The organism is Aeromicrobium phragmitis (assembly GCF_003674095.1).
GTDB classification, from domain to species: Bacteria; Actinomycetota; Actinomycetes; order Propionibacteriales; family Nocardioidaceae; genus Aeromicrobium; species Aeromicrobium phragmitis.
Window position 1 is genome coordinate 136,195 of record NZ_RDBF01000005.1, and the last position, 24,654, is coordinate 160,848.

Annotated in this window: 24 protein-coding genes; 13 read left to right on the top strand and 11 right to left on the bottom strand. The window is 69.5% G+C overall.

What is annotated here, in order from left to right; translation table 11 throughout:
* Positions 1-81: 81 nt before the first annotated feature.
* The 5 genes from D9V41_RS08615 to D9V41_RS08635 are packed head-to-tail and all read right to left on the bottom strand — an operon-like array spanning position 82 to position 4,671.
* Positions 82-1,203: a glycerate kinase family protein gene (locus D9V41_RS08615; protein ID WP_121794147.1), complete on the bottom strand. Its 1,122-nt coding sequence runs from the start codon at positions 1,201-1,203 to the stop codon at positions 82-84.
* A gap of 3 nt (positions 1,204-1,206) precedes the next feature.
* Positions 1,207-2,502 (bottom strand): aspartate aminotransferase type Ic, encoded by a 1,296-nt coding sequence (locus tag D9V41_RS08620; protein WP_121794148.1) that lies wholly within the window; start codon positions 2,500-2,502, stop codon positions 1,207-1,209.
* Positions 2,503-3,075 (bottom strand): PspA-associated protein PspAB, encoded by a 573-nt coding sequence (gene pspAB, locus D9V41_RS08625; protein ID WP_121794149.1) that lies wholly within the window; start codon positions 3,073-3,075, stop codon positions 2,503-2,505.
* Positions 3,075-3,974 (bottom strand): zinc metalloprotease HtpX, encoded by a 900-nt coding sequence (htpX, locus tag D9V41_RS08630; RefSeq protein WP_121794150.1) that lies wholly within the window; start codon positions 3,972-3,974, stop codon positions 3,075-3,077. The genes pspAB and htpX overlap by 1 nt, the downstream gene beginning before the upstream one ends.
* Complete coding sequence (locus D9V41_RS08635) at positions 3,949-4,671, bottom strand: PspA/IM30 family protein (RefSeq protein WP_121794151.1); 723 nt, start codon at positions 4,669-4,671, stop codon at positions 3,949-3,951. The genes htpX and D9V41_RS08635 overlap by 26 nt, the downstream gene beginning before the upstream one ends.
* Positions 4,672-4,740: 69 nt before the next feature.
* Between D9V41_RS08635 and D9V41_RS08640 the strand changes: the two genes are divergently transcribed.
* Complete coding sequence (locus tag D9V41_RS08640) at positions 4,741-5,283, top strand: DUF3043 domain-containing protein (RefSeq protein WP_166375961.1); 543 nt, start codon at positions 4,741-4,743, stop codon at positions 5,281-5,283.
* 22 nt (positions 5,284-5,305) lie between these two features.
* On the opposite strand, the gene D9V41_RS08645 is transcribed toward D9V41_RS08640, so the two are convergent.
* Both D9V41_RS08645 and gcvT read right to left on the bottom strand, forming a co-directional pair.
* Positions 5,306-5,506 (bottom strand): YegP family protein, encoded by a 201-nt coding sequence (locus D9V41_RS08645; RefSeq protein ID WP_121794153.1) that lies wholly within the window; start codon positions 5,504-5,506, stop codon positions 5,306-5,308.
* Positions 5,507-5,508: 2 nt separating this feature from the next.
* A complete protein-coding gene (gcvT, locus tag D9V41_RS08650; protein ID WP_121794154.1) occupies positions 5,509-6,609 on the bottom strand; it encodes a glycine cleavage system aminomethyltransferase GcvT in 1,101 nt (366 codons plus the stop codon).
* 32 nt (positions 6,610-6,641) lie between these two features.
* Between gcvT and D9V41_RS08655 the strand changes: the two genes are divergently transcribed.
* Together D9V41_RS08655 and D9V41_RS08660 are read left to right on the top strand one after the other, a co-directional pair.
* A complete protein-coding gene (locus D9V41_RS08655) occupies positions 6,642-8,078 on the top strand; it encodes a leucyl aminopeptidase (protein WP_121794155.1) in 1,437 nt (478 codons plus the stop codon).
* Positions 8,075-9,394 (top strand): serine hydrolase domain-containing protein, encoded by a 1,320-nt coding sequence (locus D9V41_RS08660; protein WP_121794156.1) that lies wholly within the window; start codon positions 8,075-8,077, stop codon positions 9,392-9,394. The genes D9V41_RS08655 and D9V41_RS08660 overlap by 4 nt, the downstream gene beginning before the upstream one ends.
* Before the next feature lie 44 nt (positions 9,395-9,438).
* Here D9V41_RS08660 and D9V41_RS18475 read toward each other — a convergent pair whose 3' ends face one another.
* On the bottom strand, positions 9,439-9,999 hold the full coding sequence (locus D9V41_RS18475; protein ID WP_243697211.1) for a hypothetical protein: 561 nt from the start codon (positions 9,997-9,999) through the stop codon (positions 9,439-9,441).
* A 117-nt stretch (positions 10,000-10,116) separates the two neighbouring features.
* Between D9V41_RS18475 and lpdA the strand changes: the two genes are divergently transcribed.
* The 3 genes from lpdA to D9V41_RS08680 are packed head-to-tail and all read left to right on the top strand — an operon-like array spanning position 10,117 to position 14,165.
* Complete coding sequence (lpdA, locus tag D9V41_RS08670) at positions 10,117-11,499, top strand: dihydrolipoyl dehydrogenase (RefSeq protein ID WP_121794157.1); 1,383 nt, start codon at positions 10,117-10,119, stop codon at positions 11,497-11,499.
* 17 nt (positions 11,500-11,516) lie between these two features.
* Positions 11,517-13,271 carry a 2-oxoglutarate dehydrogenase, E2 component, dihydrolipoamide succinyltransferase gene (sucB, locus tag D9V41_RS08675; protein ID WP_121794158.1) on the top strand — a complete coding sequence of 585 codons (1,755 nt, stop codon included), beginning with the start codon at positions 11,517-11,519 and terminating at the stop codon, positions 13,269-13,271.
* Positions 13,272-13,274: 3 nt separating this feature from the next.
* Positions 13,275-14,165, top strand: a complete 891-nt coding sequence (locus D9V41_RS08680) for a TIGR01777 family oxidoreductase (RefSeq protein ID WP_121794159.1) — start codon at positions 13,275-13,277, stop codon at positions 14,163-14,165.
* Positions 14,166-14,181: 16 nt separating this feature from the next.
* Here D9V41_RS08680 and D9V41_RS08685 read toward each other — a convergent pair whose 3' ends face one another.
* Positions 14,182-14,595 carry a hypothetical protein gene (locus D9V41_RS08685; protein ID WP_133434145.1) on the bottom strand — a complete coding sequence of 138 codons (414 nt, stop codon included), beginning with the start codon at positions 14,593-14,595 and terminating at the stop codon, positions 14,182-14,184.
* A 59-nt stretch (positions 14,596-14,654) separates the two neighbouring features.
* The gene (locus D9V41_RS08690) at positions 14,655-15,176 is read right to left on the bottom strand and encodes a TetR family transcriptional regulator (protein WP_243697212.1); all 522 of its coding nucleotides are present in this window, start codon (positions 15,174-15,176) and stop codon (positions 14,655-14,657) included.
* 116 nt (positions 15,177-15,292) lie between these two features.
* Between D9V41_RS08690 and D9V41_RS08695 the strand changes: the two genes are divergently transcribed.
* The 4 genes from D9V41_RS08695 (at position 15,293) to D9V41_RS08710 (ending at position 18,809) form a co-directional block, all read left to right on the top strand.
* Positions 15,293-16,324 carry an alpha/beta fold hydrolase gene (locus tag D9V41_RS08695; protein WP_121794162.1) on the top strand — a complete coding sequence of 344 codons (1,032 nt, stop codon included), beginning with the start codon at positions 15,293-15,295 and terminating at the stop codon, positions 16,322-16,324.
* A gap of 50 nt (positions 16,325-16,374) precedes the next feature.
* The gene (gene lipB, locus D9V41_RS08700) at positions 16,375-17,097 is read left to right on the top strand and encodes a lipoyl(octanoyl) transferase LipB (RefSeq protein ID WP_121794163.1); all 723 of its coding nucleotides are present in this window, start codon (positions 16,375-16,377) and stop codon (positions 17,095-17,097) included.
* A 10-nt stretch (positions 17,098-17,107) separates the two neighbouring features.
* Positions 17,108-18,040, top strand: coding sequence for a lipoyl synthase (gene lipA, locus D9V41_RS08705; RefSeq protein ID WP_121794164.1), 933 nt, complete (start codon positions 17,108-17,110; stop codon positions 18,038-18,040).
* Positions 18,041-18,104: 64 nt separating this feature from the next.
* The gene (locus tag D9V41_RS08710; RefSeq protein WP_121794165.1) at positions 18,105-18,809 is read left to right on the top strand and encodes a DUF4191 domain-containing protein; all 705 of its coding nucleotides are present in this window, start codon (positions 18,105-18,107) and stop codon (positions 18,807-18,809) included.
* A 151-nt stretch (positions 18,810-18,960) separates the two neighbouring features.
* Here D9V41_RS08710 and D9V41_RS08715 read toward each other — a convergent pair whose 3' ends face one another.
* Positions 18,961-19,374, bottom strand: a complete 414-nt coding sequence (locus D9V41_RS08715) for an RDD family protein (protein WP_121794166.1) — start codon at positions 19,372-19,374, stop codon at positions 18,961-18,963.
* A gap of 196 nt (positions 19,375-19,570) precedes the next feature.
* On the opposite strand from D9V41_RS08715, the gene glnA reads away from it, so the two are divergent.
* The 3 genes from glnA to D9V41_RS08730 all read left to right on the top strand — a co-directional run bounded on the left by glnA (position 19,571) and on the right by D9V41_RS08730 (position 24,497).
* A complete protein-coding gene (glnA, locus tag D9V41_RS08720) occupies positions 19,571-20,992 on the top strand; it encodes a type I glutamate--ammonia ligase (RefSeq protein ID WP_121794275.1) in 1,422 nt (473 codons plus the stop codon).
* Positions 20,993-21,609: 617 nt separating this feature from the next.
* Complete coding sequence (locus D9V41_RS08725; RefSeq protein WP_133434146.1) at positions 21,610-22,233, top strand: hypothetical protein; 624 nt, start codon at positions 21,610-21,612, stop codon at positions 22,231-22,233.
* Positions 22,230-24,497, top strand: a complete 2,268-nt coding sequence (locus tag D9V41_RS08730) for a hypothetical protein (protein WP_121794168.1) — start codon at positions 22,230-22,232, stop codon at positions 24,495-24,497. The genes D9V41_RS08725 and D9V41_RS08730 overlap by 4 nt, the downstream gene beginning before the upstream one ends.
* Positions 24,498-24,654 lie beyond the last annotated feature (157 nt).

Below are 24,654 nucleotides of genomic sequence, written 5' to 3' on the forward strand. Positions count from 1 at the left end.
GCCTCCGAGCGCGGTAGGTGAGGTCCCACCCGCCTCCGAGCGCGGTAGGTGAGGTCCCACCGGAGGCGCCGACGTGGGATCTCACCTACCGCCCGATGTCGACCACGTGCGCGCCACGCGGGCGGCGAGGTCGGCCAGGTGACGGGCCGGCGCACGCATCGCCTCGTCGAGCGGGACGCGATCGGTGAGTCCGTAGGCCGATTCCACCCCCAGGGCACGCATCTCACGCGATCCGACGTCGACCGTGCCGGCCAGGACGACGCAGGGACGCGCCGCCTCGGCGGCGATGGTGGCCACGCCGTACACGACCTTGCCGGCCCGGGAGGAGAAGTCGAAGGCTCCCTCACCGGTGACGATCAGGTCATGTGCGCGGGCGAGCTCAGGGAGTCGACCGGCGTCCGCGACCACGCCGAGGCCCGAGGTGACCTGGGCTCCCAGCACCAGCAGCGCGAAGCCGAGACCGCCCGCGGCGCCCGCGGACGGGGTGTCGGCGAGACGGCGTTCGGCCGGAGTGGCACCGCATACCGCGTCGACGAAGCCGTCCAGGATGCGGTCGACGCGGAGGATCTCGTCCTCGCTCAATCCCTTCTGCGGTCCGAACGTCTTGGTGGCGCCGAACATGCCGAGCAGCGGCGTCTCGACATCGGCCGCGACGACCAGCTCGACGCCGGCCAGTCGCTCACGTGCCGCACTCACGTCCACGGACGTGACGTGCTCGAGCGCCGCCGGCCCGGCATCGAGCGGCGCGTCCGCGGTCGCGCCGAGCGCGGCGAGCAGTCCCGCTCCCCCGTCGTTCGTCGCGCTTCCGCCCAGCCCCACGACGATGCGCCGCGCGCCCGCGTCCGCGGCGGCCGCCAGCGCCTCACCGACACCGTGGCTCGAGGCCGTCCACGGCGAGCGGCGCGAGGATTCCACCACGTGCAGCCCGCACGCTTGCGCGGCTTCCACATACGCGGTCGTGCCGTCGATCAACAGTGAGACGGGCACGGGGTCGCCCAGCGGCCCGCGCACCGTGACCGCGTGCACGCCGCCACCGAGGGCGGTCTGCAGGACGTCGACGAATCCGGGACCGCCGTCGGCCATGGGGGCGAGCGTCAGCTCGTCGCCGGGAGCGGTCCGCCGCCACCCCTCGGCGATCGCTTCGGCCGCCTGGGGCGCGGTCAGCGTTCCGGCGAACTTGTCCGGCGCGACCAGGACCCGCACGGCTCAGGCCAGAGCCTTCTCCGCGGCAGCGAGCAGCACGCACGTGCACAGCCCGTCCATCGCGGCGCGCAACTCCTCCAGCGAGGGGAACGACGGCGCGATCCTGATGTGGTGGTCGCGCGGGTCCTTCCCGTAGGGGAACGCCGCTCCGGCCGGCGTGAGCGCGATTCCGGCCTCCTTGGCCAGCTGCACCACGCGGGCCGCGGTGCCCTCGGGCACCTCGAGGCTGACGAAGTAGCCGCCGCGCGGCTGCGTCCACGAGGCCACGTCGTGCTCGCCGAGGCGTTCGTTGAGGATCTCGTCGACGGCCGCGAACTTCGGCGCCAGGATCTCGCGATGGCGCTCCATGTGCGCGAGCACGCCCTCGGCGTCGCGCAGGAACAGCGCATGCCGCCACTGGTTGACCTTGTCCGGGCCGATCGCCCGCACGGCGGCGTGGCCGAGGTACCAGGCGACGTTGGCCGGAGAACTTCCGAAGAAGCTGACGCCCGCGCCCGCCAGGGTGATCTTGGAGGTGCTCGCGAAGATCAACGGCCGGTCCGGATGACCGCTGGACGCGCAGAGCCCGAGAATGTCGGCCGTCTTGACCTGCTCGTCGGTCAGGTGGTGCACGGCGTAGGCGTTGTCCCAGAAGATCCGGAAGTCCGGTGCGGCCGTCTCCAGCGCAGCGAGTTCGGCGGCGATCGCCTCGCTGATGACCGCACCGGTGGGGTTGGAGTAGGTCGGCACGAGCCAGATGCCCTTGACCGAGGGATCCTTGACGAGCTCACGCACGGCCGCCATGTCGGGACCGTCATCGAGCATGTCGACGGTCACCATGTCGATGCCGTAGTGCTCGCAGATCGAGAAGTGGCGGTCGTACCCGGGCGCCGGGCAGATGAACGTGACCTTCTCCTCCGCGGCCCACGGACGCGGGGAATCGGGTGTGCCGTGCACGAGCGACCACAGGATCGTGTCGTGCATGAGCGAGAGGCTGGCGTTGTCGCCGGCGATGAGCTGCTCGACGGGCACGTTCAGCAACTCGGCGAAGATCGAACGCAACTCCGGCAGACCCGTGTTGCCGCCGTAGTTGCGGACGTCCACCGTGCCGGCGCGATAACGGTCGGCCCCGGGGAGCGTCAACAGCTCCGTGGAGAGGTCGAGTTGCTCCGCCGAAGGCTTGCCGCGGGTGATGTCGAGGGCGAGGCCGGCCTGCTTGAGCGCGTCGTAGGCCTGGCGCTGGTGGTCGTGGAACTCCTGCAGGTCCGCACGGGACAGGGTGTCGATCGTCACGGGTCCCAACCTATCGCGCAGGGACATTCAGCCCAGGCCCGGCGCACCCCAGATGGCGAGCCAGCGCCCGAGGTCCTTCTCCACCGGCACGTCGGCCTCGACGACGCCGCGGATCTGCAACTCCAGGGCGTTGTCGCGGCGCTGGGCCCCGGCCCCCTCGGGGACGAACGGGTAGAAGGTCCCACGCTTGAACAGGTAGACCAGCGCGAGCGGTCGGCCCTGGTACTCGAAGAGGAACGTCGAGCACAGCAGCGCCGTGCTGAAGCCGTGGTCGGCGAGGGACGAGTTGAGCGCGTGCAGGTCGGTCGCCACGGCGATGGCATCCCCTGCCTCCCGGCGGACCGAGAGCCAGGTGAAGCCGAACTGGTCCTGACTGCGCTCGATCGTCGCGTCGTCGTCGACCGTGATGATCTGTTCGACCTCCGCGATGACGTCGTCGTCGGCCGACCCTTCGCTGTCGCGGAAGCACACGGCACCCTGCCCGAGGAAGCGGAATCCCTGCGCCTCCAGCGACAGGGCGGCCTGCGGCACGGAGAACAGCACCTCGAGGTCGGCCTTGGGCGGGGTCGTGCGGCCGAAGATCGCGTCGAGGAACCCCATCAGCCGCGCTCCGAGAGATCGGCGCTGATCTGCGACAGCTGGGCCAGGCGACGATCGAGGGCCGGATGCGTCGACATCAGCGCCGCCACCGACTCACCGCTGATCGCGGGGGCGATGAAGAAGGCGTTCATGCTCTGCACGTCACGCAGGTCGCGATTGGGGATTCGCGACATGTCGCCGGAGATCTTCATCAGCGCGGACGCCAACTTGGAGGGACGACCCGTGAGGTACGCGCCGGAGCGGTCCGCGCTCAACTCCCGGTAGCGCGACAGCGCTCGGGTCAGCAAGAAGCTGATGAAGTAGACGAGCACGCTCACCATGAAGACCACGATGAACGCCGGCCCGCCGTTGTTGTTGTTCCGGTTGTTGCCACCGCCGAAGAAGAAGCCCCACCGGGTGATGAACCCGGCCAGCAGCCCGAGCGAGGACGCCACCGTCATGACCGACACGTCCCGGTTGGCCACGTGCGCGAGCTCGTGGGCGAGGACACCTTCCAGCTCCTCGGCATCCAGCCGCTGCATGATCCCGGTAGTCACGCACACCGCCGAGTGGTTGGGGGTGCGACCGGTGGCGAAGGCGTTGGGGATGTCGGTGACCGCGATCGCGACGCGAGGCTTCGGCATGTCGGCCAGGGCGACGAGCCGATCGATCATGGCGTGCAACTCGGGGGCCTGCTGCGGACTGACCTCCTTGGCGCCCATCGACTTGAGCGCGAGGGTGTCGGAGAAGTACCACTGCCCCCACGCCAGACCCAGCGTGATGACGAGGCCGAGGATGGCGCTGCCGGAGAAGTAGATGAGCACGGCGCCGAAGGCGACGTAGAGCGCACCGAGACCGAGGCTCACGGTCCCCATGCGCCAGGAGAGCCCCCGATCACGACGAAATCTGGTGCGGGCCATCGTTTCCCTTCTTGTCCTGATCCACGGGTGGGAGATCGCCGAGTGCGGCGTCGAAGTGCCGGGCGAGAGCATCGTCGGGCGACTCCCCCGGCCGCGTCACGATGCCCTCGGCCACCAGTTCGTCGACCGCGTTCGCGGTCGCCTCGAGTTCTCGGGTGTGTCGTTCGGCTTCGTCCATCGCCTGGCCGATCTCGCTCGTCGCCGAGGAGATGCCGCGGGTGGCGTCGTTGATCTCGGCACGCGCGCTCGCGGCCGAATAGCGAGCGCTGAGGGTGTCCTTGCGCATCCGGAAGTCCTCGATCTGCCGCTCCACGCGTGTCGCGGCCTGCTCCAACGACTCCTCCTCGCGGGTCAGCGAGGCGTGGCGGTCGGCGAGCTCCCGGTGCGCCTTCTCGAGCGTCAGTTTGCGGGTGAGCGCATCGCGGGCGGCCTCGTCGTCCCCGCGCCCCACGGCATCGCGCGAGCGCGCATCGAAATCCTCGATCTGTCGCTGCAGCTGCGCCATCTGGACTTCGACCCGCTTGCGGCTGGTGGCGACCTCGGCCACGCCGCGCCGCACGCGGGTGAGCATCTGGATCTGCTCGCGGTACGTCTCGTCGAGCTTGCCCCGAAGGCGATCGGGGTCCTCCAGGTCACGTTCGGCGGCACGCGAGCGCCACCACCGTCCGATGCGCGCTGTGATCCCACCACCTGCCATGGGCCCAGCGTACGGGGTCCGGCCATGGCGCGGGACGCCTCATTGGCCCCGCCCGGTAGGGTTTCGCGCGTGATCGACGACTCACCCGGCAAGGGCCGCCCCACGCGTTCGCGCAAGGAAGCCGAGGCCCTTCGCAAGCAGCAGATGAAGCGGCCCACCGGACGCCGTGAGCAGATGCGCCGTGAGCGCGAGCGCCGCAGCAAGCTGCGCGAGAAGCAGCTCGCCGCGTTGGACGGACGCGGGGACGCCACGTACCTGCCGGCGCGCGACCGCGGCGCGGTCCGCGCACTCGTCCGCGATTACATCGACCGACGTCGTTCGGTGGCCGAGTACATGCTGCCGATCCTCGTGGTCATCCTGGTCCTCAGCTTCATCCCGAACCCGACCGCGGTGACGGTCGTGTTCTTCTTGTGGAGCGTGACGATCCTGTCGACCGTCGTCGACGAGGTCTTCCTCGTCGTCGGTCTCAAGCGCGAGCTCAAGCGGCGCTTCGAGCCGGGCGAGGCGAAGGGCGCCGTGACCTACGGCGTTCTGCGTTCGACGCAGCTGCGTCGCACCCGTCGTCCTCGTCCGACGATCCAGCGCGGCGAGCCGCTCCGCGAGCGGTACTGACCGTTCGCCGCGGGCGGTCGCCTCACTCCGCGTGCAGGCTCATCGGCCCGTAGACCTCGGTGTCGCCCTCATGGAGGCGGACCTGATCGACGCCGTTGCCGAGCAGGGTCTCGAACTCCAGCCCGATGAACGTCTCCGCGTCGCTGCGGCTGTCGAAGTCGTGCGAGTTGCCGACCTGCTCGCCGTCCGCGGTCTCGTAGGTCCAGCGCCACGCTGCGGTCATCTTCAGTCCTCCTTGGTCGAGGGGCTCACGAACGGTGGTTTCACCACCGTGAAGGATTGCGTCCGTCCTCGCACGTCGACCACGACCGTCTCGCCGTCGGCGACCGTGCGGTCGAGGAGCGCCAGGCCGATCCCCTGTCGCAAGGTCGGGCTGAACGTGCCCGAGGTGACCTCGCCGAGCGGACGTCCGTCCGTGGAGGTCACGGTCATGCCGGGGCGAGGGATGCCACGGCCTTCGGCACGCAGGCCCCGCAGGGTCGGGACGGCCTTCTCCGAGCGCTGAGCTTCCAGCGCGGCCTTGCCCCAGAACTCGCGCTTGTCCCACCCCACAGCCCAGCCGACGCGCGCCATGACGGGGCTGATCTCCGCCGACAGTTCGTGGCCGTGCAGCGGGTATCCCATCTCGGTGCGAAGGGTGTCGCGGGCGCCGAGCCCGCACGGCCGGATGCCGGCGCCCGCGCCCGCCGCCATGATGGCGTCCCACACGTCAGCCGCATGATCACTCGTGACGACCAGCTCGTACCCCCGCTCGCCCGTGTATCCCGTGCGGCACACGATGAGTTCATGCCCGGCGACGCTGGCGGTCGTGAAGGACATGTAATCGTGGTCGACCGGCACGTCGAGCCGCGACAGGATCTCGCCGCTGCGGGGACCTTGCAGGGCCAGCACGGCGTAACGGCGATGCAGATCGGTGACGTCGACGCCCTCGGGCGTCTGCGCCGCGAGCCGGCGGGCGACCTCGGCGGTGTTGGCCGCGTTGGGGATCAAGAAGACCTCGAAGTCGCTGCGCAGGTACGCGATGAGGTCGTCGATCGTGCCGCCGTCGTCGTCACAGCACAGGGTGTACTGCACCTGTCCGGGCCGGAGTTTCCGCAGATCGTTGGTGAGGCAGCGGTTCACGTAATCGGCCGCTCCGGCGCCGCGCACCATCACCTTGCCGAGGTGGCTCACATCGAACAGGCCTGCACCGTCGCGGACCGCGGCGTGCTCGGCGAGCACTCCGCCACCGGCGTATTCCAGCGGCATCTCCCAGCCGCCGAACTCGGCGAACTTGGCTCCCAGCGCCTCGTGACGGTCGTGCAGCGGCGAGTGCAGCAGGTCCATGCGCCCAACCTACCCGTGGATACAGTGTCGGCATGGTCTCGGTATCCCTGCGTCCCACCGCCCCGTCCAGCGACGTCGTGATCCGCGCGATCCGCACGTCCGACGCGCTCGATGAGGACACCGTCCCCTTCGATGCTCTCGGCTTTCGGCAGGAAGCCGGGCAGACGCTGGTCACCAGCAGTCCGGCGGGGACGAAGGCGCCCGTCACGGTGTTCGTGGCCGTCGACGACGAGGCGAGCGACGAGGACCTGCGTCGTGCTGTCGCAGCCGGCCTGCGTGCCGCGCCACCGGTGCGGCACGCCGTCGTGGAGTTCGGCGCGCTCGAGCCCCACCAGCTGACCGCCGTCGCCGAGGGCGCCGTGCTCACGGCGTACCGCTTCGATCGTTACCGCGGTGCCGAGGCACGCGAGAAGGCTGCGCAGAAGCCTCAGCTGAGCGAGGTCAGCATCGTCGCCTCCGAGGCACGCAAGTCCGAGGCCAAGTCCGCCGTGGAGCGGGGCGTCGCCGTCGCCGAGGCCGTGTGCCAGGCCCGAGACTGGGTGAACACTCCCCCCGGCGACCTGCGTCCGGCCGATTTCGCCGCGCAGATCGAGGCCGCCGCGGCCAAGGGCGTCACCGTCGCGGTCTGGGACGAGAAGCGGCTCGCCAAGGAGAAGTGCGGCGGCATCCTGTCCGTGGGCCGCGGCTCGGAGGCTCCGCCGCGCCTCGTCACCCTGACGTACTCCCCGTCCAAGGCGACCAAGCACCTCGCCCTGGTCGGCAAGGGCATCACCTTCGACTCCGGCGGCCTGTCGCTCAAGCCGGGCGCCAGCATGCAGACGATGAAGTGCGACATGGGCGGCGCGGCGGCGATCGTCGCCGCGGTCAACGCCATCGCCACGCTCGGGCTGCCGATCCGCGTCACCGCCTACGCCTGCCTCGCGGAGAACATGCCGAGCGGCACGGCCACGCGTCCCGGCGACGTCATCACGATGCGCAACGGCAAGACCGTGGAAGTCCTCAACACCGACGCAGAGGGCCGCATGGTGCTCGGTGACGGGCTCTCCCTGGCCACCGAGGCCGAACCCGATCACATCGTCGACGTGGCGACCCTCACCGGCGCCGCCTTGACCGCGCTCGGTCAGCGGACCGCCGCGATCCTCGGCAGCGACGAGTACTTCGAGGAGCGGGTGTTCGCCGCCTCGCGTGAGGCGGGCGAAGACATGTGGCGCCTGCCGATCACCGACGAGGTCGTCTCCGCGCTCAAGTCTTCGCAGATCGCCGACCTGCGGCAGATCAGCAGCAAGCCCTACGGCGGCACGCTGTTCGCCGCGGCCTTCCTGCGCGAGTTCACCGGCGACGTCTCATGGGCGCACCTCGACATCGCCGGTCCTGCGTTCAACGACGGCGGGGCGTACGACTACACGCCGAACGGCGGCACCGGCGCCGGCGTCCGCACGCTCGTGCAGATCGCCAGCACCTTGGCATGACCGACTTCGACGAGCGCCTCCGCCGCGAGTACACCGAGCGGCGGCTGCCCTCGGTCACGGCGGCGGTCGTCTCGCCGGACGCGTTGATCTGGGCCGGTGCCGTCGGCACGCGGGACGGACGCGACGGCGCCATCGTGGACCGCTCGACCCGCTACCGCATCGGATCGGTCACCAAGACACTCGTCGCCGTCGCCGTGCTGCGGGCTCGCGAGGGCGGTCTGCTCGACCTCTCCACGCGCGTTCGGCAGCTCCTGCCCGATGCGGCGCACGCCTCGTTCGCCGACGTCACCGTCGCACAGCTGCTGACCCACACGTCGGGGCTGCAGGCCGAGACGAACGGACCCTGGTGGGAGCGCTCACCGGGTGGCGACTGGGTCGCGCTGCGCGACGCGGGCCTGCGACTCGTCCACCCGCCGGGCACCCGGTTCCACTACTCCAACGTCGGCTTCGCGATCCTCGGGCGCGTCTTGGAGCAGCTGCACGGGCGCTCGTGGTTCGACGTGGTGCGCGACGACGTGCTCGAGCCGATCGGTGCCGCCGACGCCATGTCGTTGCGGCCGGACGCGTCGGCCGCCGCTCCCCTCGCGGTCCACCCGCACGAGGACCTGCTGCACGCCGAGCCCGAGTTCGACGCCGGCGCGATGGCACCGGCCGGACAGGTCTGGTCCTCGATCGACGGGCTCGCCCGCTGGGCGCAGTTCGCGCTGAGCGACGGCAGCGGGCTCGTCAGCGCGGCGACGATGGACCTCATGCGGGTGCCGCTCGCCGTCGACGACCGGCTCGGCGCCGGCTGGGACAGCGCGCAGGGGCTCGGTTGGCGGGTCTGGCACGACGGTGGCCGGCGGTTCGTCGGCCACGGTGGCTCGATGCCCGGGTTCCTCGCCACGCTGAAGGTCGAGCCGGCTCGCGGCGTCGGTGTCGTGGTGCTGACCAATACGACGCACGGACTCGGCGATCTCACCGACGATCTGCTCCGGCTGGCCGAGGACGTCGTCCCGGCGCCGCCGGCCACCGATCGAGAGCCGTCCACGCCGGTGCGTCGGCTCCTCGGTGACTGGTACTGGGGGCCTGCGCACTTCGTCGTGGAGTCGCACGCCGACGGTTTCTTACTGCGTCCGGCCGAAGGTGCGGGCCGCGGCTCGCGCTTCGCGCCGGACGGTGACGGCTGGCGGGGCCTCGACGGTTACTACGCCGGGGAGCACCTGAGCGTCCGCTCCGACGGTGCCCTCGACCTCGCGTCGTTCATCTTCACGCGGCAGCCCTACGACCCCGCGCACTCCTACCCCGGCGACCTCGATCCCGCCGGCTGGCACTGAGGCGCGCGGCGCGGCCTCCCTCGAATCCGGTCGTCGGGCCACCGTCACTGGAGGTCGAGCGCGCGGGCGGCGGCCTCGACCTTGTCCCAGTCCGTGCGGTCTCCGCCGCGGCGGTCCGGGTGTGCTGCGGCGCGGGCGGTCTTCCAGACTCGCTCCAGCTCGTCGCGCGAGGGGTCCTTGCCGAGCGGTTCGACCCCGGCGACGGTCTCGAGGACCATCAGGGCCGCGAACTGGCTCGGGCTGAGTCCGGTGCGCTGCGGCGCCGGCGGCGACGAGACGCGGCGCTCGGCGGCGACCCGCTGGTTGTAGTCGCGCATCCGCTGCGGGTAACCGACGCGATTGGCGTCGTAGATCGGCATGTGGTGCTTGCGCGCGAAGTCAGCCGCGACCTTGCCCGACGCCACCCGCTTGCGCGTCCACTCACCGTCGGAGGCGACCAACAGCAGCGTGGTCTGGGTGACCGACGTCGCCGGCTCGACGAACGCCTCCACCCCACGACGCGTCGTGACGAACTCCTCCAACGCCTTCAGATCGGCGCGGTTCGCCTCGCGATCGGAGACGACGGCACCGGCATCGGTGCGCTTGCGACGAGAGAACCAACCCACACCCCTAGTGTGCCCGACGGCAACGAGCGGAAAGTTACTGACGGGTCGGACACCCCGGTGGGCGCGGGTGCACCTCTGGTGACAAGATGGAGCGCAGACACCGAGGGGAGGACTGCTGTGGCCCACGCCGATCCCGGCACCGTGTTCGACGTCGTCGTGCTCGGAGCTGGAAGCGGAGGCTATGCGTGTGCCCTTCGCGCGGCGCAGCTCGGCAAGTCCGTCGCCCTCATCGAGAAGGGCAAACTCGGCGGCACCTGCCTCCACGAGGGGTGCATCCCGACCAAGGCGCTGCTTCACGCCGCGGAGGTTGCCGACACCGCCCGCCACGGCTCGGCCATCGGCGTGTCCACCCGCTTCGACGGCGTCGACATGCCCGCCGTCCAGCGTTACCAGCAGGGAGTCGTCGACCGGCTGTACCGCGGTCTCACCGGCCTCATCGCGTCCTCGGACCTCATCACCGTCGTCGAGGGCGCGGGCCGGCTCCTCGACGCCCACACCGTCGAGGTCGAGGGTCGCCGCTACACCGGCAGCAACGTCGTCCTGGCCACCGGATCAGCGCCGCGCACGCTCGGAGTAGAGCTCGGCGGACGCGTGGTCACCTCCGATCAGGCGCTGACCCTGCAGGAACTTCCCGAGCGCATCGTCGTCATCGGCGGCAGCGTGATCGGGGTCGAGTTCGCCTCCGTGTGGGCCTCGCTCGGCGCGCAGGTGACGATCGTGGAGGCGCTCGATCGCCTCGCCCCCTTGGAGGACCCGGTGCTGAGCAAAGGTCTCGAGCGCGCCTTTCGCAAGCGCTCGATCGGCTTTCGCACCGGCGTCAAGTTCACCGACGTCACGCAGGACGACGACCACGCCGTCGTCCGACTCGAGGACGGCTCGGCGCTCGAGGCCGATCTCGTGCTCATCGCCGTGGGCCGCGGCCCCCGCTCGGAGGACATGGGCTTCGAGGAGGCCGGGATCGCACTCGACCGCGGTTGGGTCGCGACCGACGAGCGGCTGCGCACGAACGTCGACGGCGTCTACGCCGTCGGCGACCTCGTGGCCGGCCTCCAGCTCGCGCACCGCGGTTTCGCGCACGGCATCTTCGTGGCCGAGGACATCGCCGGGCTCGCCCCCGCGCCGGTCGTCGACGAGCAGATCCCGCGCGTGACCTACTGCGAGCCCGAGCTCGCCTCGGTCGGGCTGACCGAGGCGCAGGCCCGGGAGAGGTTCGGCGACGTCGACGTCGTCGAGTACAACCTCGCCGGAAACGGCAAGAGCCAGATCCTGCAGACGGCGGGGCTGGTCAAGCTGGTCCGTCAGTCCGACGGACCGATCGTCGGGGTCCATATGATCGGTGCCCGGATGGGTGAGCAGATCGGGGAGGCCGCTCTCCTGGTCAACTGGGAGGCGTACCCCGACGACGTCGCTCCGCTCATCCACGCTCATCCCACACAGAACGAATCCCTCGGTGAAGCCGCCCTGGCGCTCGCCGGCAAGCCGCTCCACTCGCACGCCTGAATCGGACAGAGGAACACATGGCAACCAACGTCACCCTTCCCGCCCTCGGTGAAAGCGTCACCGAAGGCACGGTCACCCAGTGGCTCAAGCAGGTCGGCGACACCGTCGAGGTCGACGAGCCCCTGCTCGAGATCTCCACGGACAAGGTCGACACCGAGATCCCCTCGCCGGTGGCCGGCGTCCTCCTGGAGGTCAAGGTCGACGAGGACGACACCGTCGAGGTCGGCGAAGTGCTCGCCGTGATCGGTGACGAGGGTGAGTCTCCGGCCGACGCGGGCGACAACGCTGCCGATGCGCCGGTCAGCGAGGAGAACGTGGCGGACGAGTCCGAGGACCAGCCCGACGAGGCGCCGGCCAGCGAGCCGGACGAAGCGGCCCCCGCTCCCCAGCCCGAGGCCAAGCCGGCCGGCGGCTCGTCCGGTGGCCAGTCCGTCACGCTGCCCGCGCTCGGCGAGAGCGTCACCGAAGGCACGGTCACCCAGTGGCTCAAGCAGGTCGGCGACACCGTCGAAGTCGACGAGGCTCTGCTCGAGATCTCCACCGACAAGGTCGACACCGAGATCCCCTCCCCGGTCGCCGGAACGCTGCTGGAGATCAAGGTCGACGAGGACGAGACGGTCGAGGTCGGTGCCGAGCTCGCCATCATCGGCGACGCCGACGCCGCGCCTGCCGCCGAGTCCGCGCCCCAGGAGGAGTCGAAGCCCGAGCCGGAACCGGAACCCGAGCCCGAGCCGGAACCCGAGCCCGAGCCGGCGCCGGAGCAGCCCGAGCCCGCCAAGCAGGCCCAGGAACCCGCTCCCGCTGCGCAGTCGGCACCCGCGCAGTCCGAGAGCTCCACATCGGGTGGCGACGAGGGGTACGTGACGCCGATCGTGCGCAAGCTCGCCAAGCAGCACAATGTCGACCTGTCCTCGATCCAGGGCAGCGGTGTCGGCGGCCGGATCCGCAAGCAGGACATCCTCGACGCGGCCAAGAAGGCCGAGCAGCCGAGCGCTCCCGCCGCCGAGGCGCCCGCCGCGGCGGCTCCCGCGCCGTCCACCGAGGTCTCGGCGCTGCGCGGCAAGACCGAGAAGCTCTCGCGTCTGCGCAAGACGATCGCCACGCGCCTCACCGAGTCGCTCCAGGTGTCGGCGCAGCTGACGCAGGTGCACGAGGTCGACGTCACCGAGATCGCCCGTCTGCGTGCGCAGCACAAGGACGCGTTCGCAGAGCGCGAGGGCGTCAAGCTGACCTACCTCCCGTTCTTCGCGAAGGCGGCGGTGGAGGCGCTCAAGGCCTACCCGCAGCTCAACGCCTCGCTCGACCTCGAGGCGGGAACGGTCACGTATCCGGCCGGTGAGCACCTCGGGATCGCGGTGGACACCGAGCGCGGGCTGATCGTGCCGGTGATCAAGGACGCCGGCGACCTCTCGACCGCCGGCCTGGCCCGCAAGATCGCCGACGTCGCCGAGCGGACGCGGACGAACAAGATCAGCCCCGACGAGCTGAGCGGCGGCACGTTCTCCATCACCAACCTCGGCAGCAACGGTGCACTGTTCGACACGCCGATCATCAACCAGCCGCAGGTCGCGATCCTCGGCGTGGGCGCGGTCGTCAAGCGCGCTGTGGTCGTCACCGACGCCAACGGCAGCGACAGCATCGCGGTGCGCCACATGGCGTACCTCGCGCTGACGTACGACCACCGCATCATCGACGGCGCGGACGCCGGCCGGTTCCTGACCGCGGTGAAGCAGCGTCTGCAGGGCGCGAACTTCGAGGGCGAGCTCGGCTGAGTCATGCGCATCGTCATCGGAGGGGCATCGGGATTTCTCGGTGCCCCTCTGGTGTCTGCGCTGCGCCAGTGCGGCCACGACGTCACGCGCCTGGTGCGCGGCGACGCCACCGACGCGGATGCCTCCCCCTGGGACCCGGTCGCCGGCGAGGTCGATGAGGCCCTGATCGCCGACGCCGACGTCGTGGTGAACCTCTCCGGAGCGCCGATCTCCCAGTGGCCGCGCACCGGGCGCCGCGCCCAGGAGATCCTCCGCTCCCGGCTCGGTGCCACCTCCACCCTCGCCCGGGCCGTCGCCCACGCCCCCACTCCCCCGGCCTTGCTCAGCGGATCCGGGATGTCGTGGTACGGCGTGGACCGCGGCCCGCGGGTACTGACCGAAGACGAGGGTCCCGGCGAGGGATTCCTGGCCGAGGTCTCCCAGGCATGGGAGGCCGCCGCCACGCCGGCCGTCGAGGCCGGCGCGCGGGTGGTCTACCTTCGCACCTCGATGGTGCTCGACGGCTCCGGCGGAGCGCTCAAGCTCATGAAGATCCCGTTCTCTCTCGGCGTGGGGGCGCGGATCGGGTCCGGCCGCCAATACCTCTCCTGCATCAGCCGTCGCGACTGGGTCGAGGCGGTGCGCTTCGTCGCCGAACACGACGACCTCGCCGGGCCGGTCAATCTCAGCGCGCCCGCGGTGCCGACCAACGCGGAGTTCACGCGGTCACTCGCCCGGACGCTGGGTCGCCCAGCTCCGTTCGCGGCGCCGTCCTTCGCGGTCCGCGCCGCGCTCGGCGGGATCGCCGAGGACCTGCTCGGTTCGTTGCGCCTGCAGCCGCGACGACTGACCGAGGCGGGCTTCTCCTTCGCGCACCGCGACGTCGACGAGATCCTCGCCGCCGCTCTCGCATGAGCCGTCGCCGGCCCGATCAGTCGATCGATCGGACGGCGCCGATCCGCCAACGCCCGTCCTCGACGACGAGGGCGATGTCGCGCTGATTCCAGCCGTCACGCGGCAACGCGCGTTCGGTGCCGTCGGGCAAGACCGCGACGGCCGGACCGAGACGCTCGATCGTGCGAACCGTCTCCGGGCCCGACGGCTCGCATGATCGACGCTCCAGATCGGCCCCGATGACGCGGATACCGCGGGCGCGATAGTCGGCCAGCGCCCGATCATCGGCGGCTCCCGCCGTCGAGCCGGTCGCATAGATCGCCGCCAGACCGGACGGGTTCGCCTGCGCATAAGCGATCTCGCGCTGCAGATCGAGCCCGTCGAGCACGAGGCAGGGCGACGCGGCGGCCGACGGGAGCAACGTGGCGAGGATGGCGATCAGGTCCGACACGGACCCATCGTCGGACGAAGTGCCGGTTTCGTGCGCTCGTTCGTCCACAGGCGCTCGGCTCAGGGGGTCAGGGCGGACTCGACCAGCTCGGCGAGCCGTTCGGCGGCGCGTTCCGTGTCGTAGTCGGGGTCGTGTAGTCGCTCCGAGACGATCGAGTCGATCGCGCCGCCGACGACGATGGCCAGAGTGCGCGAGTCGACGTTCTCAGCACCCCGCGCTTCGGCCGCGCCGTCGATGATCCGGGCGAGCGGCCCCCACCGAACCTCCGGGGCGTAGTCCGCACCACCCCGGCTCATCGCTTCGACGATCATGCGGGTGTGCCGCGGATGGTCACGCAGGTGTCCGATCATCGCCCGCACGTACGCGGCGGGGCCGTCGGCCGCGTCCGCCGCCTCGACGGCTGCGGCGACGGCGCCGGTCAACGCGGCGAGAACCTGTTCGTAGGCGGCGTGGACGAGCAGGTCTTTGGACGGGAAGTGGTACAGCACCGCGGCCTTCGTGATGCCCGCCGCAGCCGCGATCGCGCCCAGCGAGGCGCCGGCGTAGCCCTTGTCGGCCACGAGTTCGATCGTCGTGGTCATCAACTGCGCTCTGCGCGCCTGCTCCGTCAAGGTTGGCGCCCCACCGGGCCGCTTCGTCGCCATAGCCGGTAGCTTACCGTACGGTAGAAACATTAACCGATCGGTTAGGAGCGGGAATGACAGAGCCGAGCACGCACGAGGACATCGCGCCCGAGGCGGAGTCGAGCGACACGCAACGGAAACCACGCCGCCGTTGGCGTCGCACGCGCGCGGTGCTGATCGTGGTCGCCGTCCTGGGCGTCATGATCGCGTTCGCGTGGCGCTCCCCCTCCCCCACGGGCCACTGGGACGGCTCCGAGGGACGCGCGCGTTTCATGGCCGCGTACGACGAGGCGTTCGCGGATCTGCCCGAGCCCGCCGAGACGATCGACGTCCGCACCGGTTACGGCGTCGTGCGGGTGTACCGGTTCGCTGGCAACGGCGCATCCGAGCTACCGCTGGTGCTGTTGCCCGGCCGAGCCTCGGCCACACCGGTGTGGGCCGACAATCTGCCGTTGCTCCTGGAGATCGGCGACGTCTACACGATCGACCTGCTCGGCGAGCCGGGGATGAGCATCCAGGACCGCCCGATCAGCAACGATGCCGATCAAGCAGCGTGGCTGCACGAGACCCTCGAGGCCCTCCCCGAAGAGTCGTTCCACGTCGTGGGGCTCTCGATCGGCGGGTGGACGGCCGCCAACCTCGCGCTCCACGAGCCGGAGAATCTCGCCACCATGACGTTGATCGACCCGGTCTACGTCTTCGGCAGCATGCCGCTGGAGACGATCGTCCGGTCGCTGCCGGCGGCCTTCTCCTGGCTCCCGAAATCCTGGCGCGACAGCTTCAACTCCTACACCGCCGGTGGCGCTCCGGTCGAGGACGTCCCGGTCGCGGAGATGATCGAAGCAGGCATGCAGCACTACAGCCTCAAGCTCCCGCAGCCCACCAGGATCCCCGAGGAGCGACTCGCCGAACTCACCCTTCCGGTGCTCGCGATCATCGCCGGAGAGTCCGTCATGCACGACCCCGAGGCGGCGGCCGCCACCGCCCGGCGCGCGCTCCCGACCGGTACCGTCCGGGTCTACTCCGATGCCTCGCACGCCGTCAACGGCGAGTACCCCGAGGAGGTGGCGGCCGACATCGCCGAGCTCGTCGCGAGCGAACGTTAGGGGCCGTCGCGGGGACGGCGCGGTCGGCGAGGAGGCGTAGGCTGACGCACGTGAGCCTACGCATCCTGGACTCCTGGTACGGCGAGCAGGCGATCGACTACCTCGACGCCTGGGAGCTGCAACGCCAACTGCATGCCGACCGCGTCGCGGACCGGATCGAGGACACCGCCCTCTTCCTGGAGCACCCGCCCGTGTACACGGCGGGCAAGCGCACCGAGCCGTTCGAGCGGCCGCAGGACGGCACCCCGGTCGTCGATGTCGACCGCGGCGGCAAGATCACCTTTCACGGTCCCGGCCAGCTGGTCGGCTACCCGATCGCCAAGTTGCCCTCGCATGTGCTCGTCGTCGACTACGTCCGGCGGGTCGAGGAGGCACTCGTCCGGGCGCTCGCCGAGTTCGGGGTCACGACGGGCCGGGTCCAGGGCCGCTCGGGAGTCTGGCTGCCGGAGGCGCCCGGGCGTCCCGAACGCAAGATCGCGGCCATCGGCATCCGCGTGTCGCGCGGCGTGACGATGCACGGGTTCAGCCTGAACTGCGACGTCGACCTCGCCTGGTACGACCGCTTCGTCCCCTGCGGCATCGCCGACGCCGGCGTCACCACGCTGTCGGCCGAACTCGGCCGACAGGTCACGGTGCCGGAGGCCGCGCCCGCCGTGGCGCGCCACCTCGCCGAGCTCCTGTCGTGGGAGCCCTACGACCCCAGTCCGGACATCGAGCGCACACCTCACGTCGGGCTCTCGGTCGGCTCGGTACAGCTCCCGGTACAGGGGTAGGCTGGCGACGATGACTATCGCACCCGAAGGCCGTAAGATGCTGCGCCTCGAAGTTCGGAACGCGCAGACGCCCATCGAGAAGAAGCCGTCGTGGATCAAGACGCGCGCCAAGATGGGTCCGGAGTACAACGAGCTCATGCAGCTCGTGAAGAGCGAGGGCCTGCACACGGTGTGTCAGGAGGCCGGGTGCCCCAACATCTTCGAATGTTGGGAGGACCGTGAGGCCACCTTCCTCATCGGCGGCGAGCAGTGCACCAGGCGCTGCGACTTCTGCCAGATCGACACCGGCAAACCGGCCGATCTCGACCGCGACGAGCCTCGCCGGGTGGCCGAGAGCGTGCAGAAGATGCAGCTGCGGTACGCCACCATCACCGGCGTCGCCCGCGACGACCTGCCCGACGGCGGTGCCTGGCTGTACGCGGAGACGGTGCGCAAGATCCACGAACTCAACCCGGACACCGGCGTGGAGAACCTCATCCCGGACTTCAACGGCAAGCCCGAGCTGCTGACCGAGGTCTTCGAGTCGCGGCCCGAGGTGCTGGCGCACAACGTCGAGACCGTCCCGCGGATCTTCAAGCGCATCCGCCCGGCCTTCCGGTACGAGCGTTCGCTCGACGTGCTGACCCAAGCGCGCGACTTCGGGCTGGTCACCAAGTCCAACCTCATCCTCGGCATGGGTGAGACCCGCGAGGAGGTCTCCGAGGCGTTGCGCGACCTGCACGAGGCCGGCTGCGATCTCATCACCATCACCCAGTACCTGCGCCCCTCGGTGCGGCACCACCCCGTCGAGCGGTGGGTCAAGCCCGAGGAGTTCGTCGAGCTCTCCCAGGAGGCCGAGGAGATCGGCTTCGCCGGCGTCATGTCCGGCCCGCTCGTCCGCTCCTCGTACCGGGCGGGGCGCCTGTACCAGCAGGCGATCGACGCGCGCAACAAGGCGGAGTAAGGCCCACCGCCGGCCCGGCCTCGGGCCGCTCCGGGCGCTCCGGGCGCTCGCGTAGAATCGACGCATGTCCAACGCTCCTGCCGTCCCCACCGGCCGCATCGCGCAGTTGCGCCAGGCCTACCGCAACACCAAGCAGACCGACCCGAAGCTCGGGTGGATGCTGCTGGGCGTGTGGATCCTGACGGCAGCGATCGTCGCGACGCTCAGCCTCCTGCTCGTCGGTACGGGCTGGCTCGGCATCGTGCTCACGGTCCTGGTCACGCTCACCACGTCCTCGCTCGCCACGATCACGGTCTTCGGTCGTCGCGCCGAGCGCTCGATGTATCAGCAGGCCGAGGGCCAGCTGGGTGCGGGTGGCGCGGCCCTGTCGATGCTGCGGGGACGTTGGGACGTCAAGCAGGCCGTCGGCTTCACCAAGCAGCAGGACGTCGTGCATCGCGTCATCGGCCGTCCCGGCGTGATCCTGATCGGCGAGGGCAACCCCGGCCGCACCCGTTCCCTGCTGGCCAGCGAGGCCAAGAAGCACCAGCGCATCGTCGGTGAGGGCACCCCCGTCACGACGCTCGTCGTCGGTCGCGGCGAGGGCGAGGTGCCGCTGCCCAAGCTGGTCAAGCGCGTCCGCAAACTGCCCAAGGCGATCAAGCCCGCGCAGCAGACCGACATCCTCTACAAGGTCAAGGCGCTCGACGCGATGCGCCCGGCCGCCCCCATGCCGCGTGGCCCGATGCCCACGAGCATGAAGGGCGCCCGCAAGATGATGCGCGGCTGACCTCGGCCCCACTCCTCGGGCGGTGACCTATCCCGCACCGGTCGCTTTAGCGGTGAGCTATCCCGCACCTCACGCCCGTTTCTGCGTGCTCACTCACCGCTCGCGTTGGGCGGCCCGCTGAACGCTCACGCCCATTCTCCCCGCAGCGAACTCAGGCGGTCTTGGGAACTTTGACGACTTTGCTGCCCACGGCGAGGTCGTGGAGGCCGCGCCCGTCCTTGGTCTGAATGAGCGCCGGGACGACGATGCTCATGAGCGCTGTGCGCAGCAGCCCGCGCCACCACCCGATCGGTGCGCCCTCGGGGTTGATCACCGCGAGCCGAACGATCCGCTTGCCGGGGGAAACGCCGAACAATCCGACGAACAGCCCCACGTACACGATGAACACGAACTGGATGACGAAGCCCTGACGGGACCCTTCGGGCGGGTAGCCGATGCCGAACGCGAGGCCGGCGACGAGCGCCGCGATCAGCCAGTCGATGACCAGCGCGACCAACCGGAGGCCGATCGTCGCTTCAGTCGGATCTACCGCGTCAGGGGCGTCGTGGGAGGGCGATGACGGCACGGCCCGAGCCTAGCGATTCGCCCCGCATCCCCTTCCTCGCGGCCCGCAGAGTCACCGCTGAGTTTGTAACATCGATGAAACAAACCAGTGATGGACGGGAAACTGCACGTGCGTAGCGTCAATGGCGACGCTTCCCCCGCGTCACGATCACGTAGCACCGACGATGACCCGCCAGGCGGCGGTCGAGGAGGCCCTCATGTTCGGCAATGCCGACGAGCTGTTCAAGTACATCAAGGACGAAGGTGTCGAGTTCATCGACGTCCGCTTCACGGATCTGCCGGGCATCCAGCAGCACTTCACCGTGCCGGTCTCCTCCTTCGACGAGGGCGTGTTCGAGAGCGGCCTGGCGTTCGACGGCTCCTCGGTCCGCGGGTTCCAGAGCATCGACCAGTCCGACATGACGCTGCTCCCCGACCTGAAGACCGCCTACCTCGACCCCTTCCGTGCCCGCAAGACGATCGCGATCGACTTCTTCGTGCACGACCCGATCACCGGTGAGGCGTACTCGCGCGACCCGCGCAACATCGCCCGCAAGGCCGAGGCGTACCTGCGCACGACGGGCATCGGTGACACCGCGTTCTTCGCGCCCGAGGCCGAGTTCTACATCTTCGACCGCGTCAGCTTCGGCACGAGCGCCAACAAGTCGTACTACGAGATCCAGTCGGCGGCGGGCGCCTGGTCCACCGATGACGACATCGTCGACAACCGCGGCTACAAGGTGCGCTACAAGGGCGGTTACTTCCCCGTCGCCCCGACGGACCACTTCTCCGAGCTGCGCGGCGACATGATGGCGAACCTCGAGCGGGTGGGCCTCACCGTCGAGCGCGGTCACCACGAGGTCGGCACCGCCGGCCAGGCCGAGATCAACTACAACTTCGACACGCTGCTCAAGGCCGCCGACGACGTGATGAAGTTCAAGTACATCATCCGCAACACGGCGTGGGCCGCGGACAAGACCGTGACCTTCATGCCGAAACCGATCTTCGGCGACAACGGCTCGGGCATGCACGTGCACCAGTCGATCTGGAGCGGTGGCGAACCGCTGTTCTACGACGAGGCAGGCTACGGCGGTCTGTCGGACATGGCCCGCTACTACGTGGGCGGCATCCTCAAGCACGCTCCGAGCCTGCTCGCCTTCACGAACCCGTCGGTCAACTCGTACCACCGCCTCGTGCCGGGCTACGAGGCGCCGATCGCGCTCGTGTACTCGGCCCGCAACCGCTCGGCGTGCGTGCGCATCCCGATCACCGGCAACAACCCGAAGGCTAAGCGCATCGAGTTCCGCTGCCCCGACCCGTCGGCCAACCCGTACCTCGCCTTCTCGGCGCTGCTGCTGGCCGGTCTCGACGGCATCAAGAACAAGATCGAGCCGCCCGCGCCGGTGGACAAGAACATCTACGAGCTCCCGCCCGAGGAGTACGCGCAGATCGACCACGTCCCCACCTCGCTGGGTGCCGTGCTCGACTCGCTCGAGGCCGACCACGAGTTCCTCACCGCCGGCGACGTGTTCACGCCCGACCTCATCGAGACGTGGATCGAGTACAAGCGCACCGAGGAGATCGCGCCCGTGCAGCTGCGCCCGCACCCGCACGAGTTCGAGCTCTACTACGACATCTGATCTCGCTTGGGTGATGCCCATCGACTAGGTGCCTGAAAACGGCCCCTGAAGCGCGAAGACACCTTCAACGTCTTCCAGCGTCAGGGGTCGTTCTCCGGCTGTCCGCGACCCCAGTGCGACCCCAGCGCCGAAAGCAATGCACGCCCCTGCCCGTGTCCCCCATGAGGCGTCCGATTGCGGATATCAGTGCAGCGCTGGCGAGGTCGTGTTCGAGCTCAACGTCCTCGACCGACTGACTTAGGACCTCAAGCTCGCCGCTCAGACGCGGCGGATCAGTCGAGCGTAAAGCCCTAGAATTCGGGCTTGCGCGATGCGAATGGACTCGAAGCAAGCAGGTCGTCGCACGTTAGTGCGGGTTCTCGAAAGAGTGTCGTGTCGACTTCTGGAGACGCTCGTTCTTGTGAGGACGCTCCAAGTTCTCGCCTGGACATTCCGTAAGCACCGTCGTCCTCGTCCGGACGCTGCCGGCGCTGGCTTGCATGAACCGGCTGCCATCCGCTCGTTGCGCGACTAGGATTGTCGCCGCACACCTAGCAAGTTTAGGGCGAAAGGGAATCGTGGCGGGGAATATCGGCTTCGACGTCGCGCGGCCTTCGGCGACGCGGACGCAGCACGCGGTGCGGCTCCTGGTGTTGATGAGCCGGTGTGGGTCTCCGCCGACGGAGGTGGACCCGCCGGGGATGGTGTCCGTGGTTCGGAGTGAGCTGCGGTTGCAGGCGACCGACTTCTGGTTGCGCAACCCTGACTACCTCGCGGACGAGCTGATCACCCTGGTGGAGTCCGGCGCCGTTGACAAGTCATATGTCAAGGTCGCGCGGAAACTGTTGCACGACCCCGAACCGGATTTGCGGTACTACCCCATGCCAAAGTGGCTCCACGGGGCGTACGAGCCTTTGGACGACGCGTTCTCGTTGTTGGAGACGTACGGATTGGCGTCTGCGGTGCGGAGGGGTACCCCCGGGCAGAACGTGTCGCAGACGCAGTTCTTCCTGACGGCTACTGGTGCTGCCGCTGCCGCGGAGCTCGCGAAGGACCCGGTGCTGGGGTGGTACGCGAAGCAGGTCGAATTGGTGGCGCTGATCGCTGGCGACGACGTGGGTAGTCGGTTGAAGGAGCGGCAGTACTTGCAGGCGACATACGCGAACGCGGAGCTCGGGTTGAACATCGCATCTATCGCGGACCGCGTTCGTGAGCGCCTGGCTGGGCACGCGACCGGTGACGAGGCGGAGGGCGGCCGATGAGCGTGTTGTCGGAGGCGGTGGCTGCCGAGCTCGAGCGGGTTGCCCAGCGTGCGGCTCAACGGGCCGCGAGGGCGGCCGAGTCGTCCGCCGCGCGGGCCGAGGAGCAGGCTGAGGCTGACGGCGCAGGGGGCGAGGCGGGGCCGCAGGACGCGGTCGCGGTGGACGGTGAAGTCCGGGTGATGTTGTCGTCGGAAGATGTCGAGGACATCCTGTCGGCCAACGGTATCCCGACATCTGCTTCGCCTGCGACGCCTGTGCCGTTGCGGGTGACGCGCATCCACTTCTCGGGCGTAAAGGTGCTGCCGGCGGACCATCCGCTGGCGGCCGGGCACGAGCTCATCGAGCTAGCCGGTCCCGATGTCGACGGCGGCGACGTCACCACGGACAAGCTGGACCTGGCCCTGGCTGCGGATGCTAACGATTCCGAGACTCCGCAGCATGCCGAGCCCATCGAGGCGAGCATCCGGCTGGCGGCGGTGCCGATCGACTGGTCCTGGGAGCCGCAGCTGGGCGTGAACGGGGTTGGCAGCGGCAGGAACCTGCGCGGCAAGTCAACCGTGCTGAACGTCTTGATGTGGGCGCTGTCTGGTCGCTGCGCGAACTTCCAGGTCGACACCAAGGCGTGGCTCAAGCACATTGAGGTCGACTGGCAGGTCGGCGGTGAGACGATTCGGGTCAAGTTCGACAACGATCGCGGCCACCCGGTCGGTGTGGTCGAGACTGTCGACAAGTCGAATGGGACGGATCGTGTCCGGGCGGTTGGCGCGTTCGACGGCGAGGACCAGTTCGAGGACGTGATGGGCACGGTGATGATGTCCCGGCTTCGCCTCGAGGAGATTCCGATGTGGACCGGCGACCGGGAGGTCCGACACAAGTGGCCGGCGTACGCGTCGGCGTTCACGGTCCGCGCGGACATGCTGGACCCTGTCGTAGGGAATGTGACGGTCCTCGGGACGCGGATGCTGCAGATGTTCGTCGGAACGGACTGGGGTCCGGCGCTCGCGGCGACGCAGACGGCGCTGAACGAGGTGCGCGCGCAGCAGACGGTTGTCGAGCAGAAGGTGTCCGCGGCTGGCGAGGTAGTCCGGCAGCAGCGTGAGAAGGCGCAGGCGGAGGTCGACCGTCTGGAGGCGGCGGTCAAGGCCATCCCGGCCAGCACGCCGGACGTTGAGCAGCTGATCGCGGCGACCGCGAACGCGACGGAGTTGGCACGCCAGGTGCACGAGCTCGAGCGGAAGGTCATGGATGCCAGTTCGCACGTGGACACGGTGCGGCTGCAGCTGCGGGCCGCCAAGGCCCGGAACCACACAAAGTTCGAGGACGCCCTGGCGGTCAAGTTCTTCCACCAGATGACGCCGAGCGTGTGCCCCAGGTGCACGTCCAAGGTGACGCCGGAGCAGCAGGCCGCCGAGACCGAGAAACACGAGTGCTCGCTGTGCTCGAAGGAACTGCGACTCGAGGAGGTTGACACGTCCAAGGCGACTGTGGCCGCGGGACCGGTGGTCGGCGACGTCGACGCGCCCGTTGACGATCTCGAGGCTCTCGAGACCGCGCTCACGCAGGCGGAGCGGGTGGTCGACGCGCTAAACTCCCAGATCACGGCGAAGAAGGACCAGTTGGCGGCCGCCGAGACGCAGAGCACGAGTGGGAAAGAACAGCTTGCGGCGGCCGAAGATCGCCGCAGAATGGAACTGGAGTTGGCGCGGGCGGAGGGTGCCCTCGCAGCGTTCAAGGGGTCGTCGGATCCGGAGTTCCTCGACCCTGCCGACCCCGCAGTCGTCGCCGTGCTCGAGGCGGCCAAGAAGGTCCTTTCGAACTGGATGAGCGAGGGACAGAACCCGCTGCTTGAGCGGATCTCAGCCGATATCGAGAAGCTGGCCGTCGGGTTCGGTGCCGACAGCCTCTCGAGGGTCAAGCTCGGCGGTGGCGGTCGTCTAGATGTCGTGAAGGGCGGCGGGCAGACGACGTACACGCGGCTGACGGCCGGCGAGAAGCTTCGGGTGAAGATCGCGACCGCGGTCGCGCTCATCAAACACGGGTACGTCGCCCAGATCGGTCGGCACCCGGGGTTTTTGGTGCTCGACTCTCCGGCTGCCGAGGAGATGCCGGAGGAGGACCTCGCAATCTTGATGGCGGAACTCGTAGAGGTCGCCGAGCAGGCGGAAATGCAGATTTTCGTCGGAACCCGTAACGCCGGCCCGCTGCTAGATCTGCTGCCGGAGGCGAGCCGACGGGTCGCGGTCGGGGACGACTACCTGTGGTAACTGCCCTGGTCCTGTCAGAGGTGCGCGACACGCCGTTCGTCGTGCCGCATGCGGGGCCGGCGATCCCGAGAGGATGGGTTTTGGCCAGGTTGCGTGCACCGGTCTCGGCGACGGCCGCGGGGCCGTTACGGTGGAATCGTGACGGAGGTGACTGGTG